Raw genomic sequence first — 16015 nt, 5'->3', positions numbered from 1 at the left:
GATGACACTATTACAAAATAAACTGGCTCACATCTTTATTTTTAGCTATTGTCGCTAATTTTTCCTCAACATATTGAGGTGTTATCGTTATTTTCTCTAACGTAATTTCAGATGCCTCAAACGATAAATCTTCAAGGAGCTTCTCCATAACAGTATGAAGTCTTCTCGCTCCAATATTATCTGTATCCTGATTAACTTGATAAGCAATCTCAGCAATCCTACGAATAGCTTCGTCTGAAAATTCAATTTCTATACCTTCAGTCGCTAATAACGCCGTGTACTGTTTAATTAGCGCATTGTCAGGCTCGATTAATATTTTAACAAAATCATCCGCCGATAATTTTGTTAATTCTACTCGAATCGGAAATCTCCCTTGCAATTCCGGAATTAAATCCGACGGTTTAGACATATGGAACGCTCCAGCTGCAACAAATAAAATATAATCCGTTTTTACTGATCCGTATTTCGTTGCTACATTCGATCCTTCTACAATCGGTAAAATGTCACGTTGCACACCTTCACGCGATACATCTACGCTATTCGACTGCTTACCAGCAATTTTGTCAATTTCATCGATAAAAATAATCCCGAGCTGTTCAGCACGATAAACAGCCTCTTGTGTAACTTCATCCATATCAATTAAGCGCTGTGCCTCTTCATTTGTCAAGAGTTTTCTTGCTTCTTTTACAGAAAGTTTACGTTTTTTCGTTTTTTTCGGCATGATACTTCCTAGTGCATCTTGGAAATTCATTCCCATTTGCTCCATGCCAGTTCCTTGCAACATATCAAACATAGAAGACTGTTGTTCCGTCACTTCGATCGATATCACTTCATCTTCAAGAAGGCCTGCCGCAAGCTTTCTTTCCACATCTTGACGTTTCTTTTCGATTTCATCATCTTCCTGTGCATCAGATGTTTGGTTTGAATTTTGATTACCACCAAAAAGCATTTCTAATGGATTTTTAAATCCAGATTGCTTCTCCGGACTCGGCACTAAAATTTCAACAAGACGTTGATTCGCTTGCTCTTCTGCTTTATCTTGAACTTTAACTACCATTTCCTCTTTCACAATACGAACAGACGTTTCAACAAGGTCACGGACCATCGACTCTACATCTCGACCCACATATCCAACTTCTGTAAATTTCGTCGCTTCAACCTTAATAAAAGGTGCTCCAACGAGTTTCGCCATTCGCCGTGCTACCTCTGTTTTACCAACACCTGTCGGTCCAATCATTAAAATGTTTTTAGGTGCAATTTCATCACGTAAATTTTCAACTAATTTACTGCGACGGTATCGATTTCGTAGAGCTACAGCAACCGCTTTCTTTGCATCTTTTTGACCGATGATGTATTGATCTAATTTTTCCACAATTTGACGCGGAGTAAAATGTAAATGCATATAAAATGCCTCCCTTACGATTCTACAATTCTTCAACAATTATGTTGTGGTTCGTATAAACACAAATATCGCCTGCAATTTCTAAACTGGCCTTCGCAATTTGTTTCGCTGTTAAATGTTCACTTGCATGTTGCTTTAAAGCACGACCAGCAGCAAGTGCATAATGTCCGCCTGAACCAATTGCTAAAATACCATCATCTGGTTCAATCACTTCTCCTGTACCTGAAACAAGGAGCATCGTTGTTTTATCCATGACAATGAGCATTGCTTCTAGCTGACGTAGCATTTTATCACCACGCCATTGTTTCGCCATCTCAACTGCAGCGCGCTGCAAGTTGCCATTATACTCTTCTAATTTTCCTTCAAACATTTCAAAAAGAGTAAATGCATCAGCAACTGATCCTGCAAAACCAGCTAAAACTTTCCCTTGGAAAAGTTTGCGAACTTTGCGAGCTGTATGTTTCATTACAACAGCATTTCCCATCGTTACCTGACCATCTCCAGCCATTGCACATTCTCCATTATGATGAACTGCAAATATCGTTGTAGCGTGGAAATTTCCCATAGAAAAAACTCCTTTATATGTTTTTATAGCCTTAAAAGCAATTTATGCCCGCGGGTGATGCTTCATGTACACAGAACGCAATCTTTCTTTAGAGACATGCGTATAAATTTGTGTGGTTGACAAATTCTCATGACCTAATAGCTCCTGCACAGTACGTAAATCCGCTCCTTCATCCAACATATGTGTAGCAAATGTATGCCTTAACATATGGGGACTTATCCGCATTGTAAGTGAAGCTCTCTTAATGAGTTCGTTCAAAACATAACGTACACCCTGATCTGTTAACGGCTTACCTTTCGCATTTAAAAATACCATATGAGATTGTTCTTCAGTCTTTTGAGCTAACTGTTTTCTCCCGTTCTCTATATAAGTAATTAAAGCATCTTGTGCATAGCTTCCGAACGGAATATATCTTTGTTTTTTCCCTTTTCCCATCACTAAAATTGTTCCCACTGCAAAGTCAATGTCGGTAAGTTGCAAATTAACGCATTCGCTTACACGAATCCCAGTTGCATACATCAACTCTAATAAAGCTTGATTCCTTTGACCTAATGGTGCCCCTGTATCAGAAACTTCAAACAATTCCTCTAACTCTTCAGCATATAAAAACTTTGGGATTGACAATTCTTTCTTGGGAAGTGACGCAAGTGCAAACGGATTATCTTTTTGATAACCTTCACGCATCAAAAAACGATATAAACTTCGTAAGCTTGATACTTTCCTTGCGACAGATTTACGGGCTAACTTCTGATCGTGCAACGTCGTCAAGTATAAACGAACATCCGCGTATGTAACATCTAAAAAAGAGGATATGCCTTCTCGCTCCATAAATTGCACAAAATGTTCTAAATCATTTTGATAACTTGCAATTGTATATTTTGAATAATTTCTTTCAATTTGTAAATAACCAACGAATAATTGTAACAATTTCTTCACATTCACATCCATATAATTCACCTCAATAAAGGCTACTAAATCGTATCACAACTTAGTAGCCTTTGCAAGAAATTTAATTAAATATTTACAAAATTTTGAATTGTTTCCAAAGCGCGTGTAGCATATGCTTCATTTCGCTCTTGTTTCTTTTTAATTTTCTTCTCTAACGGTGTAAATAAACCGAAGTTTGCATTCATTGGCTGGAAGTTTTTCGCATTTGTCGCAGTAATATAATTTGCCATACTTCCCATTGCAGTTACAGGTGGTAATACAACTGGCTCTTCACCTTTTACAAGTCGAGCAGCGTTAATACCCGCTAATAATCCTGATGCTGCTGATTCAACATAACCCTCTACACCAGTCATTTGACCAGCGAAGAATAAATCATCACGTTGTTTATATTGATATGTTGGACGAAGTAAATTAGGCGAATTAATAAACGTATTACGATGCATTACACCATAACGTACAATCTCTGCGTTTTCTAGTCCTGGAATTAGCTGTAACACTTCTTTTTGTGGCCCCCACTTTAAATGTGTTTGGAAGCCTACAATATTATATAATGTTCCTGCTGCATCATCTTGACGTAACTGAACAACCGCATACGGTGTTTTCCCTGTTTTCGGATCTTCTAACCCAACAGGCTTCATCGGTCCAAATACTAACGTCTGTCTTCCTCTACTTGCCATAACTTCTACTGGCATACAACCTTCAAAGAAAATTTCTTTTTCAAATTCTTTTAAAGGCACTGTCTCAGCAGCAATTAAAGCCTCATAAAAACGATCAAACTCTTCTTCTGTCATTGGACAGTTTAAATATGCCGCTTCACCTTTATCATAACGGGATTTTAAATATACTTTATTCATGTCAATGCTGTCTTTCTCAACGATTGGCGCTGCAGCATCATAGAAATAAAAATAATCTTCACCTGTTAGTTTTTTTAATTGTGCAGAAAGATCCGGAGACGTAAGTGGACCTGTCGCGATAACAGTTGGTCCCTCTGGAATTTCAGTGATTTCCTCATTCATTACAGTTACGTTCGGATGATTTTTCACATATTCAGTCACTTTCGCCGCGAATTCATGACGGTCTACAGCTAAAGCACCTCCTGCTGGTACAGAGCACTCATCAGCTGCACGAATAATGACAGAATCCATTAGACGCATTTCTTCTTTAATAACACCAACAGCATTTGTCAATGTGTTTGCGCGAAGTGAGTTACTACATACTAATTCAGCAAATTTATCTGTATGATGAGCTGGTGTTTGCCTTACTGGTCTCATTTCATATAATTTTACTTGGACACCACGCTTTGCAATTTGGTAAGCTGCTTCGCTTCCTGCAAGACCTGCGCCAATGACGTTTACTACTTGTGTTGTCATATATATCACCTTTCCTTTTCTTCCCGAAAAAAATGTGAGCAGTTACGCTCACATTTGTTGTTCTTCTTCATAATCACACGAAATACATTGTACTTGCACGCCTTTTTTTAACTTTTTCTCTACGAGCATACCTTCACACTTCGGACATTTACGACCAATCGGCTTATCCCAAGATACAAAGTCACATTCTGGATACGTACCGCATCCGTAGAAAAGGCGTTTCTTTTTATTACTACGGCGTTCAATAATTTGCCCTTTATCACACTTCGGACAAGTAACACCGATTTCTTTTACAATCGGTTTTGTATTACGACATTCCGGGAAATTTGAACAAGCCATAAATTTCCCATATTTACCCATTTTAAAGACCATCGGGTGACTACATAATTCACAGTCTTCCCCAGCTGGTTCATCTTTAATTTCCACTTCACGCATTTCTTTTTCCGCTTTTTCTAAGCGCGGTTCAAATCCTACGTAGAAATCATCAACAATTTTCACCCAATTTGCATTTCCTTCTTCTACTTCATCAAGGCTTTGCTCCATATTGGCAGTAAATTCAATGTTAATAATTTCTGGGAAAAACTCTAAAATAAGTTCGATTACTATTCCACCAAGCTCAGTCGGAACGAAGCGTTTATTATCTAAAGCAACGTATCCTCGTTTTTGGATTGTTTCAAGTGTCGGTACATAAGTAGACGGTCTCCCAATTCCAAGCTCTTCAAGTGTTCTTACTAGACGAGCCTCTGTGTAACGCGGCGGAGGCTGTGTGTAATGTTGCTTTGGTTCTATATCTTTTGAAAATACAGTTTCACCTACTTCTAACGGTGGCAACATCTTATCCTTTTCTTCCGCACCATCATCTTTCGACTCTACGTACACTTTCATAAATCCTGGGAACTTTACAACTGATCCACTTGCACGGAACTGAACATTGTTATTAATGAGTTTCGCTGTAACAGTATCCATTATAGCAGATGCCATTTGACTTGCAACAAATCGCTCCCAAATCAGTTTATACAAACGGAGTTGATCACGACTTAAGAAACTTTTTAGTTCCTCTGGCTTTCTCATTACCGAAGTAGGACGAATCGCCTCATGCGCATCTTGTGCTTTCGACTTTTTCGTTTCTTTCCTCTTCTCTGTTCCTATGTATTCCGCACCAAACGCCTCAGTAATGTAATCATGAGCCTCTGTTTGAGCTGTTTCTGAGATACGTGTTGAATCAGTTCTCATATACGTAATAAGACCTACAGTCCCTTGTTTTCCAAGATCTATCCCTTCATACAGCTGCTGTGCAAGCATCATTGTTTTCTTTGCTCGCATATTTAACTTACGCGCTGCCTCTTGTTGCAAGGAAGATGTTGTAAACGGTAATGCAGGGTTACGCTTTCGCTCTTTTCGCGTTACATTTTCAACCGAAAACGCATTGTCTTTCATCTTTTCGATTATTTCGTTCACTTGTGCTTCGTTCGTTAATTGAACTTTTTCACCATCTACACCGTAAAAGCTTGCTTCAAATGTGTCTTTCCCTTTCACAAATTCTGTTTTAATTGTCCAGAATTCTTCAGGTTCAAAACTTTGAATTTCTTTTTCACGTTCGATGATTAAACGAACTGCTACAGATTGTACGCGTCCTGCACTTAATCCTTTTTTTACTTTCTTCCATAATAAAGGACTAATATTGTAACCAACAAGACGATCGAGTATACGCCTTGCCTGTTGTGCATCTACTAAATCCATATTAATTGCACGAGGATATTTAAATGATTCTTTTATTGCATCTTTTGTAATCTCATTAAATACAACTCGGCAATCTGATTCAACGTCCACATTTAACGTATTTGCTAAATGCCAAGCAATTGCTTCTCCTTCACGATCCGGATCGGCCGCGAGATAGACTTTCTTTGCTTTTTTTGCCGCTGATTTTAAATCTTTTAAAACGGGACCCTTACCACGAATGGTAATATACTTCGGGGTGAAGTTATTCTTTACTTCTATCCCCATTTGGCTTTTAGGTAAATCGCGGACATGTCCCATGGACGCGACGACTTTGTATTTTTTCCCTAAATATTTTTCAATGGTCTTCGCCTTAGAAGGCGACTCCACGATTACGAGGTAATCTGACATGCTAGTGCCTCCTTAAGAGGTGGATTCAAGTCTTCATCAATCTTATTGATTTCTCTTGTTTTTGTCAATCAAGAATGAATATACCATACAGCGACAATCTACCATTTGTCAATAATTGTTTAATAAAAACATAAAAATATATGGTTAATTTAAAATTTCTTCAAGGATATCCTCCGCATTTCTTACTAGCTTTGCGCCTTGTTGAATTAGATGATTCGTTCCCGCTGCACTCTCTATAAATATAGGTCCAGGAAGCGCAAACACCTCTCTATTTTGTTCTAGCGCAAGGTCTGCAGTAATAAGGGATCCACTTCTCGTTTTTGCTTCTACAACTAAAACACCTTTACTTATACCGCTAATAATTCGATTTCTTTTTGGGAAATACCATTTTTTCGGCACATAATGGGGCGGATACTCTGTCAATAACAATATATAATCTTTCCACGTGTCATATAAATCTCTATTCTCCTTTGGATACATATAAGATAATCCATGTCCTAATATTGCAATGGTCGGGCAATGCTGCCTTACTGTAACTTCATGAGCAATTGTATCTATCCCTCTTGCAAACCCACTAACAATAAGCCATTCTTTTTCAAGTAAAGGTTGTAAAATAAACTTCATACTCTCCTTTCCATATAAAGACGGTTCTCTCGTTCCAACAATCGCTAATTTATTTACTTTATTTAGAAAATCTCTTTCTCCTTTTCCGTATAAAACAAAAGGGGGATCTTGTATTTCTCGCAGTAATTGTGGATAGTCCTTATCCCATATTGTTATATAAAATATTCTCTTTTTTTCTAACTGGGATACATATTGTTGGAGATTTGAAATTTGAAGAAAATTTACTAGTTCTAAAGATTTTTCCGAGGATATTCCAGCGTAATATTCAAATTGTTTCGGACTAAAAGTGTATATTCCCTTCAGTTCTGGATCAACATATAGTAGTCTCTCCATCGCCTTCCAATGATCCGCCAACATGTAATGAAGGTGCAATAAACGTTCTCTTTTCATCCCAATTCTCCTTACCCATAATTTTTATTATGTAAACAAAAAACGTGTAAAAAGACACCCTCTAATAAGAAGGTGTCTTTCAAAAAGATTAGTAGTTTTTACAAGTCTCAAATAATCCCTTTTCTTTTAAAACAGAGATTAATGTTTCACCCATAACAGCTGGTGTTTCCGCTACTTTAATACCACAAGCTTCCATTGTTTTAATCTTTTCAGCAGCAGTTCCTTTGCCGCCAGAAATGATCGCCCCAGCATGACCCATACGTTTGCCTTCAGGCGCTGTTTGACCACCAATGAAGCCTACAACTGGTTTTGTCATATTAGCTTGTACCCATTCTGCTGCTTCTTCTTCTGCCGTACCGCCGATTTCACCAATCATAATTACAGCATGCGTTTCTTCATCTTCATTAAATGCTTTTAACGCATCAATAAAGTCCGTACCGTTAACAGGGTCTCCCCCGATACCTACAGCAGTAGATTGGCCAATACCTTCTTGCGTTAACTGATGTACAGCTTCATACGTTAATGTACCAGAGCGAGATACGATACCAACATGACCTTTTTTGTGAATATATCCTGGCATAATACCAATTTTACATTCGTCAGGTGTAATGACACCAGGGCAGTTTGGTCCAAGTAAACGTGTATGTTTACCCGCCATATATCTCTTTACATTTACCATATCTAATACAGGGATTCCTTCAGTAATACATACTACTAAATCAACCTTTGCATCAACAGCTTCCATAATTGCATCAGCCGCAAAAGCGGGTGGAACGTATACAACTGAAGCGTTTGCGCCTGTTGCTTTCACAGCATCTTCTACTGTATCAAATACTGGTACGCCTTCAATATCAGTGCCACCTTTACCTGGTGTTACACCACCTACAATTTTCGTACCGTATTCAATCATTTGCTTTGTATGGAATAACCCTTGAGAACCTGTAATACCTTGAACAATAACTTTTGTATCTTTATTAACTAATACGCTCATTTTTCTCCCCCGCTTTCTATTAGCCCACTAGTGAAACAATTTTTTGTGCACCGTCTGCCATAGATTCTGCTGCAACAATATTTAAACCAGACTCATTTAAAATTTTCTTTCCTAGCTCTACGTTTGTACCTTCAAGACGTACAACTAAAGGCAACTCAAGACCTACCTGCTTCGTCGCTTCAATAACACCTTCTGCGATAACATCACACTTCATAATGCCACCAAAAATGTTAACGAAGATACCCTTTACATTTTTGTCAGAAAGGATAATTTTGAATGCTTCTGTAACTTTTTCAGCTGTTGCGCCGCCACCAACATCTAAGAAGTTAGCCGGGTCACCATGGTAATGTTTAATGATATCCATTGTAGCCATCGCTAAACCTGCACCATTAACCATACAACCGATATTTCCATCTAAAGGAATGTAGTTTAAATCATATTTAGAAGCTTCAATTTCTTTTGAATCTTCTTCTTCAAGATCACGAAGTTCTAAAATGTCTTTATTGCGATATAACGCATTAGAATCAAAGTTTAATTTTGCATCTAACGCCATAACTTTACCGTCACCTGTTGTAACAAGTGGATTAATCTCAGCGATAGAGCAATCTTTTTCGATAAACGCACTGTATAAGCCCATCATAAACTTCACAGCTTGTCCTACAAGTTCTTTTGGAATATTGATGTTAAACGCGATTCTACGCGCTTGGAAACCTTGTAAACCTACTGCTGGATCAATATATTCTTTAAAGATTTTTTCAGGCGTTTTTTCTGCTACTTCTTCAATTTCTGTTCCACCTTCTTCAGATGCCATTAAAACAACTTGAGAAGTTGCACGATCTAATACAAGACCTACATAATATTCTTTTTTAATATCGCAACCTTCTTCGATAAGTAAGCGTTTTACTTCCTTACCTTCAGGACCTGTTTGATGCGTCACAAGTGTAGTTCCTAAAATGCTTTCTGCATATGTACGAACTTCTTCTAAATTTTTCGCAACTTTTACACCGCCAGCTTTGCCGCGTCCACCAGCGTGAATTTGCGCTTTAACTACACATACTTCCGTTCCTAATTCTTTCGCTGCTTCTACAGCTTCTTCTACTGTAAATGCAACCTTCCCGTTCGGAACGCTAACCCCATAGCTTCTAAGGACTGCCTTACCTTGGTACTCATGGATATTCATGGTCCCATCCTCCCCTGTTTTCCTGTTTTACTCGAAAAGTTTTTTAATGTTTAAAAAACATTACATTGCCATTGTATAAGATGATTGGCACGCTGTCTACAATAAAGTGTCAGAAAACTGAAATCGCTTTATTCTTTTTCGAAAATAATAATGTTTATATACCAAAATAAAAAATAAGCTGTGAATATACAGCTTATTTTTGAATCATATCTTTAATTGGCGCGAATGATTTTCGATGTTCTTCTAATACTCCATGTACTTCAATCGCTTCTAAATGCTGTTTCGTCCCATATCCCATATGTTGTTCGAATCCATATGCAGGATACTTTCCTCCTAACTCTTTCATCATGCGATCTCTCGTCACTTTCGCAATAATAGATGCAGCTGAAATAGAGACACTTTTCGCATCACCTTTAATGATTGATGTTTGCGGAATTGATGTAGGAAGCTTCATCGCATCGATTAATAAATATTCTGGTGTACATGATAAATTAGCAACGGCATCTAACATCGCTTGCTTCGTCGCTTGATAAATATTTATTTCATCAATAACTTGTGGTGATATAATTCCAACTCCAATCGCAATTGCATGATCTTTAATTTCATCATAAAAACGCTCACGTTTCGCTTCACTTAATTTTTTCGAGTCATTTAATCCTGGAATATAAAAATCTTCCGGAAGGACGACTGCCGCCGTCACAACCGGTCCTGCTAACGGCCCACGACCCACTTCATCAATACCAGCAATGTATGTGAGCCCTTTTTCACGTAACTCATTTTCGTACTTTGACATTTCTAGAAATTTTTCTCTTTCTTTTTGCGCTAACTCTTTTTGTTTATACCACTTCAAAATTAGTTTTTGAACACCTTTTCGCTCATCTTTCACTAACATTTGAAAACGCTCGTCTTCTTCATTCATAATTTCTTGCAGCAAACATTCCGCTTCATGAATAGTCATTTTTTGCATCTATTTACACTCCTTTTAAACGTAACCAAAAAGAAAAGACGTACAAACGCACGTCTTATACTTCTTCTACTTTTTCCGCATCTTCTACCTGCTCTGCAAACTCTTCTGGTGTTTCAAATGTCATTTTTCCTAATCTTCCACCACGAAGCTCACGAAGTATAAGCTCAGATGTTTTATCATAATCAATCATTCCGCCGCCCATTAAGCAACCTCTATTTTTTCCAATTGCATCAAATAACTCCACAATTTCTTCTGGAATGTCATTTAAATTATATCGCTCTTTTAAACGTTCCGGATAATGTTTTTCCATAAAACGTAACGCATAAATAGCTACATCCTGTAGATTTAATATAGAATCTTTAATTGCACCAGTCGTCGCTAAACGAAGACCAACTAATTCATCTTCAAATTTAGGCCACAAAATACCTGGTGTATCTAATAATTCCATTTCTTTCCCAACTTTAATCCACTGCTGGGCCGTTGTCACACCAGGACGATCTCCTGTTTTTGCTATATTCTTCTTCGCTAATTTATTAATTAGTGTAGATTTACCAACGTTTGGAATACCTACAATTAAAGCACGAATTGCTCTTGGTCTAATGCCTTTAGCAACCATTTTATCGAATTTTTCTTTGACAAGAACTTTACAAGCTGCTGCAATTTCTTTCATACCTTGTCCAGCTTGCGCATTAATTGAAATTGCCTTTTGACCTCTTTCATCAAAATATGCAATCCACTGCTTTGTAAGACGATCATCCGCCATATCCGCTTTATTTAAAACAACAAGCCTTGGTTTATGTGTAATAATTTCATCAATCATTGGATTACGAGAAGATAAAGGTAATCGAGCATCTACAAGCTCAATTACAACATCAATTAACTTTAATTTTTCTGTTACTTGGCGTCTAGCCTTTGCCATATGTCCTGGGAACCATTGAATTACCATGTTGCCACCTTCTTTTTCTTTTATTTCACAATACGCGCATCTTTTAACGGCCAATATAGCATATTTGCTTTACCAATCACTTGGTCCATTGAAATTGTACCAATCGAACGGCTATCTTTACTAAAACGACGATTATCGCCTAAAACAAATAATTGACCTTCTGGAACAGTTTTCTTTCCTGTCATTTCTTCAAGAGTAAAATCATATGTAAGCGGTCCGTCAGCAAGTTGTTTTTTCTGCTTATCTAAATACGGCTCCTCATAAGGTTTCCCGTTAACATATAGTTTATCATTACGGTATTCGATTTCGTCGCCTGGCAGGCCAATAATACGCTTAATATAATCTTTTTCTTCCGTCGCTCGGAATACAATAATATCAAAGCGTTTCGGATCACCTATGTGATAGCCAATTTTATTAACAATCATTCGATCACGGTCATGTAAAGTCGGCGACATCGATACACCGTCTACGAGAATTGGGGCAAAGAAAAACTGTCTAATTACGCCCGCTAATACAACAGCAATCAAAATTGCTTTGATCCATTCCCAAAGTGAGCTCTTCTCTTTCTTCATGCTTTCCCCTCCACTGTTATGTAAGCTGCTCGTATTATACCAAAATTTCATATAGATTGGAAAAAGGGAGCTTGTGTATTTACAAGCTCCCATACATGTCTTATCGAATTTCTTTAATACGTGCTTTTTTACCGCGAAGGTTACGTAAGTAGTATAACTTAGCACGACGTACTTTACCACGGCGAAGTACTTCGATGTTCGCGATTCTTGGCGTGTGAACTGGGAATGTACGCTCAACACCTACACCGTAAGAAATCTTACGAACTGTGAATGTTTCACTGATTCCGCCACCACGACGTTTAATTACAACACCTTCGAAAAGCTGAATTCTTTCACGAGTTCCCTCAACTACTTTTACGTGTACACGTAAAGTGTCTCCAGGACGGAATGAAGGAAGGTCAGTTTTCAATTGGCCTTTTGTGATTTCTGTGATTAATTGTTGCATATTAAATTCTCTCCTTTAAACAGATGCTCTTATAAAGTCTTATTAAATTACAGCGGAACATCGTTAATACGGCTACTGATTTCAGTAGCACAAATGTTATAATAGCATATTGCTAGGACTGTTGCAATAGAAAATATATCAAGCCCTTATCGGTCTTCTTTAATCTGTTCCAGCCATTTCTCTTCTTGCTTAGATAATTCTCGTTCTTCCAGTAAATCCGGTCTACGTGTGTATGTACGACGTAGTGACTCTTTATGGCGCCATTCATCAATGTTTTTATGATTTCCTGACATTAGTACATCCGGTACCTTCATACCACGAAAATCAGCAGGACGTGTATAATGTGGGTGTTCTAACAAACCTGTGCTAAAAGAGTCTTCCACTTGTGACGTTTGATTCCCAAGCACTCCTGGCAAAAGACGTACAACACTGTCAGTGACTACCATAGAAGCCAATTCTCCACCCGTTAATACGTAATCCCCAATAGAAATCTCATCTGTTACAAGATGCTCACGAATTCGTTCATCGTATCCTTCATAATGGCCACATACAAAAATAACATGCTCTTCTCCAGCAAGCTCTTCTGCCTTCTTCTGCGTGAAACGCTCTCCTTGTGGACACATTAAGACGATTCTCGGCTTACGGTCTGTTTCCTTCGTTAACTCTTCTACTGCGTCAAAGATAGGCTGTGGGGTTAATACCATACCAGCGCCCCCACCATACGGATAATCATCTACACTATTATGCTTACTAGTTGTATACTCACGAAAATTGACAACACGAAGCTCTACCGCTTCTTTTTCTTGTGCTTTCTTTAAAATTGAAGAACCAAATACACCCATAAACATATCTGGAAACAATGTTAAAATATCAATTTTCATTATAGTAGCCCTTCCATTACATGAATGGTTACTAATTTATTTTCAATGTTAACTTGAAGTACAACGTCATCAATATAAGGAATTAACAAATCTTGACCCTTTGGACGTTTAATCACCCAAACGTCATTCGCACCAGGAGATAGAATCTCTTTGATTGTCCCTAACGCTTCGCCTTCTTCCGTTACAACGTTGCAACCAATAATTTCATGGTAGTAGTATTCACCTTCAGCTAGTTCGCCTAACTGCTCTTCTGGTACTTTTATTAAAGAACCTTTTAACTTCTCTACTTCATCTACATTGTTGTATCCTTCAAGTGTTAATAAATCAAATGTCTTATGTTGACGATGAGAAGTCACCTTCACTGTAAGGTAGTCTGTACCTTTCTCATCCCATATGTATAACGTGTTCCCTACTTTATATCGCTCTTCTGGAAAATCAGTACGAGAAATAACACGAATTTCTCCTTTTACGCCATGAGTATTTACAATTTTCCCTACATTAAACCATTTTGTCATAATTAGTATGTCACCCCTGGTTTCTATATAAATTAAGCATTTCCATTTTATATATGGACCATGCAATTTCTCTTTAAATGTTAAAAAAGGGAGAGGAAATAACTCCTCGCCCTTTTTACGTTTATTGAATTTCCAGTGTGACGTTCTCATCATTATGATGTCCCACTGAATACAAGAGCATTCTAATCGCTTTCGCAACTTTCCCTTGCTTTCCAATGACTTTTCCAACATCCTCAGGATGTACAGTTAATCGATACTTTATTTCTCCGTTGCAAAGTTCCTGTGTAACTTTTACATCTCCAGGATGATCCACAAGAGGTTTAACAATTGTCTCGACTAACATCTTCATTGTCATTGCCTCAATTACTTACCTTGTTTAGATAAGTGGAATTTCTCCATGATACCTTGGTTAGAGAAAAGGTTACGAACTGTATCAGATGGTTTAGCACCATTTCCTAACCATTTTAATGCTGCTTCTTCGTTGATCTTAACTTCCGCTGGTTGAGCAACCGGATTGTAAGTACCGATTTCCTCAATGAAACGTCCGTCACGAGGAGAACGAGAATCTGCAACAACTACACGATAGAAAGGAGTTTTTTTAGCTCCCATACGTTTTAAACGAATTTTAACTGCCATTTATAAAGCACCTCCGAATTTATTTCACACAGATAATTATATTAGCAAAAAGACTATTGCTTTGTAAAGTATTTTTTCTTAACAGAGCCATCTTTTTTCCTTACATGAATGGAAACTTCAATCCACCTAGTCCTTTTTTCTTACCTTTTTGCATTCCCGTCATCGTCTTCATCATTTTTTTCATATCATCAAATTGCTTGATTAGACGATTGATTTCTTGTACCGTTGTACCGCTACCTTTGGCAATGCGCTTTTTACGACTAGCATTGATTATTTCCGGTTGTTCTCGTTCTACTTTAGTCATAGAACGAATAATTGCCTCAATATGCCCAATTTGTTTTTCATCAACTTGTGCATTTTTCAGCCCTTTAATTTTATTTGCACCAGGAAGCATTCCTAACAATTCGTCAAGCGGTCCAAGTTGACGCACTTGTCCAAGTTGTTCTAGGAAATCGTCAAGCGTAAACGAAAGCGTACGCATTTTTTGCTCAAGTTCTTTTGCTTTCTCTTCATCAACTGTAGCTTGCGCTTTTTCAATTAATGTTAAGACGTCGCCCATCCCTAAAATACGGGATGCCATACGTTCTGGATGGAACGCTTCAATTGCATCTAGTTTTTCACCCATACCAGCGAATTTAATTGGTGTATTTGTTACAGCCTTAATAGATAATGCCGCACCACCGCGCGTATCACCATCTAATTTCGTTAATACAACACCTGTTAATCCTAACTGTTCATGGAAACTTTGTGCTACATTTACCGCGTCTTGTCCTGTCATCGCATCGACAACAAGGAAAATTTCATCCGGTTTCGCAACTTCTTTGACTTTTGCTAATTCACCCATTAGTTCTTCATCAATATGCAGGCGACCCGCTGTATCGATTAAAACGTAATCGTGATGATCTTCTTTTGCTTTCGCAATCGCTTGTTTCGCAATTTCAACCGGACTTACTTGATCTCCTAAGGAGAAAACAGGCATGTCCAATTGCTTCCCTAATGTTTCAAGCTGTTTAATCGCTGCTGGACGGTAAATATCCGCTGCAACAAGCATCGGTTTACGATTATGCTTTTTACGAAGCAAATTTGCAAGCTTACCTGTCGTCGTTGTTTTACCCGCACCTTGCAGACCAACCATCATTATAACAGTAGGTGGCTTATTAGCAACAGCAATTTTGCTTTGCTCTCCGCCCATAAGTTCTGTAAGTTCTTCCTGTACGATTTTAATTACTTGTTGTCCAGGTGTCAAACTTTTCATTACATCTTGTCCGACAGCACGCTCAGACACACGCTTTATAAAATCTTTTACTACTTTAAAGTTAACATCCGCTTCTAAAAGAGCTAGACGAACTTCTCTCATCATTTCTTTTACATCGGCTTCAGAAACTTTTCCTTTGCCGCGGATTTTTTGCATTGTCTGTTGAAGTCGGTCGGCTAATCCTTCAAATGCCATATTGCC

At 37.9% G+C, this 16015-nt stretch carries 17 protein-coding genes; all 17 read right to left on the bottom strand.

The window, feature by feature from the left end; genetic code table 11:
• Window positions 1–10: 10 nt before the first annotated feature.
• The 17 genes from hslU to ffh all read right to left on the bottom strand — a co-directional run bounded on the left by hslU (window position 11) and on the right by ffh (window position 16009).
• Window positions 11–1402 (bottom strand): ATP-dependent protease ATPase subunit HslU, encoded by a 1392-nt coding sequence (gene hslU, locus MHH66_RS07685; protein WP_002167751.1) that lies wholly within the window; start codon window positions 1400–1402, stop codon window positions 11–13.
• A 22-nt stretch (window positions 1403–1424) separates the two neighbouring features.
• A complete protein-coding gene (hslV, locus tag MHH66_RS07680; protein WP_002014538.1) occupies window positions 1425–1967 on the bottom strand; it encodes an ATP-dependent protease proteolytic subunit HslV in 543 nt (180 codons plus the stop codon).
• 42 nt (window positions 1968–2009) lie between these two features.
• Window positions 2010–2909 carry a tyrosine recombinase XerC gene (xerC, locus tag MHH66_RS07675; protein ID WP_078184477.1) on the bottom strand — a complete coding sequence of 300 codons (900 nt, stop codon included), beginning with the start codon at window positions 2907–2909 and terminating at the stop codon, window positions 2010–2012.
• A 71-nt stretch (window positions 2910–2980) separates the two neighbouring features.
• The gene (trmFO, locus tag MHH66_RS07670; RefSeq protein WP_002014534.1) at window positions 2981–4285 is read right to left on the bottom strand and encodes an FADH(2)-oxidizing methylenetetrahydrofolate--tRNA-(uracil(54)-C(5))-methyltransferase TrmFO; all 1305 of its coding nucleotides are present in this window, start codon (window positions 4283–4285) and stop codon (window positions 2981–2983) included.
• Between the two features lie 48 nt (window positions 4286–4333).
• Complete coding sequence (topA, locus tag MHH66_RS07665; protein ID WP_078184339.1) at window positions 4334–6412, bottom strand: type I DNA topoisomerase; 2079 nt, start codon at window positions 6410–6412, stop codon at window positions 4334–4336.
• Between the two features lie 144 nt (window positions 6413–6556).
• Entirely contained in the window at window positions 6557–7426 is an 870-nt protein-coding gene (dprA, locus tag MHH66_RS07660) for a DNA-processing protein DprA (RefSeq protein ID WP_078184340.1), read from the bottom strand.
• Window positions 7427–7514: 88 nt separating this feature from the next.
• Window positions 7515–8417, bottom strand: a complete 903-nt coding sequence (gene sucD / locus MHH66_RS07655; RefSeq protein ID WP_002033796.1) for a succinate--CoA ligase subunit alpha — start codon at window positions 8415–8417, stop codon at window positions 7515–7517.
• Between the two features lie 19 nt (window positions 8418–8436).
• Window positions 8437–9597, bottom strand: a complete 1161-nt coding sequence (sucC, locus tag MHH66_RS07650; protein WP_002014529.1) for an ADP-forming succinate--CoA ligase subunit beta — start codon at window positions 9595–9597, stop codon at window positions 8437–8439.
• A 193-nt stretch (window positions 9598–9790) separates the two neighbouring features.
• On the bottom strand, window positions 9791–10564 hold the full coding sequence (locus MHH66_RS07645; RefSeq protein WP_002142917.1) for a ribonuclease HII: 774 nt from the start codon (window positions 10562–10564) through the stop codon (window positions 9791–9793).
• 55 nt (window positions 10565–10619) lie between these two features.
• Entirely contained in the window at window positions 10620–11510 is an 891-nt protein-coding gene (gene ylqF / locus MHH66_RS07640) for a ribosome biogenesis GTPase YlqF (RefSeq protein WP_002014526.1), read from the bottom strand.
• Window positions 11511–11530: 20 nt separating this feature from the next.
• Window positions 11531–12082 carry a signal peptidase I gene (lepB, locus tag MHH66_RS07635; RefSeq protein ID WP_002066791.1) on the bottom strand — a complete coding sequence of 184 codons (552 nt, stop codon included), beginning with the start codon at window positions 12080–12082 and terminating at the stop codon, window positions 11531–11533.
• A gap of 100 nt (window positions 12083–12182) precedes the next feature.
• Complete coding sequence (gene rplS / locus MHH66_RS07630) at window positions 12183–12527, bottom strand: 50S ribosomal protein L19 (RefSeq protein ID WP_002014524.1); 345 nt, start codon at window positions 12525–12527, stop codon at window positions 12183–12185.
• A 146-nt stretch (window positions 12528–12673) separates the two neighbouring features.
• Window positions 12674–13408, bottom strand: a complete 735-nt coding sequence (gene trmD / locus MHH66_RS07625) for a tRNA (guanosine(37)-N1)-methyltransferase TrmD (RefSeq protein WP_078184341.1) — start codon at window positions 13406–13408, stop codon at window positions 12674–12676.
• Window positions 13408–13923, bottom strand: coding sequence for a ribosome maturation factor RimM (gene rimM / locus MHH66_RS07620; RefSeq protein ID WP_002014521.1), 516 nt, complete (start codon window positions 13921–13923; stop codon window positions 13408–13410). Before rimM ends, trmD begins: the two co-directional genes overlap by 1 nt.
• 121 nt (window positions 13924–14044) lie before the next feature.
• Entirely contained in the window at window positions 14045–14272 is a 228-nt protein-coding gene (locus tag MHH66_RS07615) for a KH domain-containing protein (RefSeq protein WP_002088196.1), read from the bottom strand.
• Window positions 14273–14286: 14 nt separating this feature from the next.
• Window positions 14287–14559, bottom strand: coding sequence for a 30S ribosomal protein S16 (gene rpsP / locus MHH66_RS07610; RefSeq protein WP_000268750.1), 273 nt, complete (start codon window positions 14557–14559; stop codon window positions 14287–14289).
• Window positions 14560–14659: 100 nt separating this feature from the next.
• Window positions 14660–16009 (bottom strand): signal recognition particle protein, encoded by a 1350-nt coding sequence (gene ffh / locus MHH66_RS07605; protein ID WP_002014519.1) that lies wholly within the window; start codon window positions 16007–16009, stop codon window positions 14660–14662.
• Between the last annotated feature and the right edge of the window lie 6 nt (window positions 16010–16015).

The sequence above is a fragment of the Bacillus sp. FSL H8-0492 genome (genome assembly GCF_038006145.1).
Classification (GTDB): domain Bacteria; phylum Bacillota; class Bacilli; order Bacillales; family Bacillaceae_G; genus Bacillus_A; species Bacillus_A mycoides.
The sequence above is the reverse complement of the archived record's forward strand: the minus strand, read 5'-3'. Positions and strand labels throughout refer to the sequence as shown.

Coding starts and splice junctions, on each gene's coding strand:
- hslU (WP_002167751.1), bottom strand. CDS start 1,402: ATGCATTTACATTTTACTCCGCGTCAAATTGTGGAAAAATTAGATCAA.
- hslV (WP_002014538.1), bottom strand. CDS start 1,967: ATGGGAAATTTCCACGCTACAACGATATTTGCAGTTCATCATAATGGA.
- trmFO (WP_002014534.1), bottom strand. CDS start 4,285: ATGACAACACAAGTAGTAAACGTCATTGGCGCAGGTCTTGCAGGAAGC.
- topA (WP_078184339.1), bottom strand. CDS start 6,412: ATGTCAGATTACCTCGTAATCGTGGAGTCGCCTTCTAAGGCGAAGACC.
- dprA (WP_078184340.1), bottom strand. CDS start 7,426: ATGAAAAGAGAACGTTTATTGCACCTTCATTACATGTTGGCGGATCAT.
- sucD (WP_002033796.1), bottom strand. CDS start 8,417: ATGAGCGTATTAGTTAATAAAGATACAAAAGTTATTGTTCAAGGTATT.
- sucC (WP_002014529.1), bottom strand. CDS start 9,597: ATGAATATCCATGAGTACCAAGGTAAGGCAGTCCTTAGAAGCTATGGG.
- MHH66_RS07645 (WP_002142917.1), bottom strand. CDS start 10,564: ATGCAAAAAATGACTATTCATGAAGCGGAATGTTTGCTGCAAGAAATT.
- ylqF (WP_002014526.1), bottom strand. CDS start 11,510: ATGGTAATTCAATGGTTCCCAGGACATATGGCAAAGGCTAGACGCCAA.
- lepB (WP_002066791.1), bottom strand. CDS start 12,082: ATGAAGAAAGAGAAGAGCTCACTTTGGGAATGGATCAAAGCAATTTTG.
- rplS (WP_002014524.1), bottom strand. CDS start 12,527: ATGCAACAATTAATCACAGAAATCACAAAAGGCCAATTGAAAACTGAC.
- trmD (WP_078184341.1), bottom strand. CDS start 13,408: ATGAAAATTGATATTTTAACATTGTTTCCAGATATGTTTATGGGTGTA.
- rimM (WP_002014521.1), bottom strand. CDS start 13,923: ATGACAAAATGGTTTAATGTAGGGAAAATTGTAAATACTCATGGCGTA.
- MHH66_RS07615 (WP_002088196.1), bottom strand. CDS start 14,272: ATGAAGATGTTAGTCGAGACAATTGTTAAACCTCTTGTGGATCATCCT.
- rpsP (WP_000268750.1), bottom strand. CDS start 14,559: ATGGCAGTTAAAATTCGTTTAAAACGTATGGGAGCTAAAAAAACTCCT.
- ffh (WP_002014519.1), bottom strand. CDS start 16,009: ATGGCATTTGAAGGATTAGCCGACCGACTTCAACAGACAATGCAAAAA.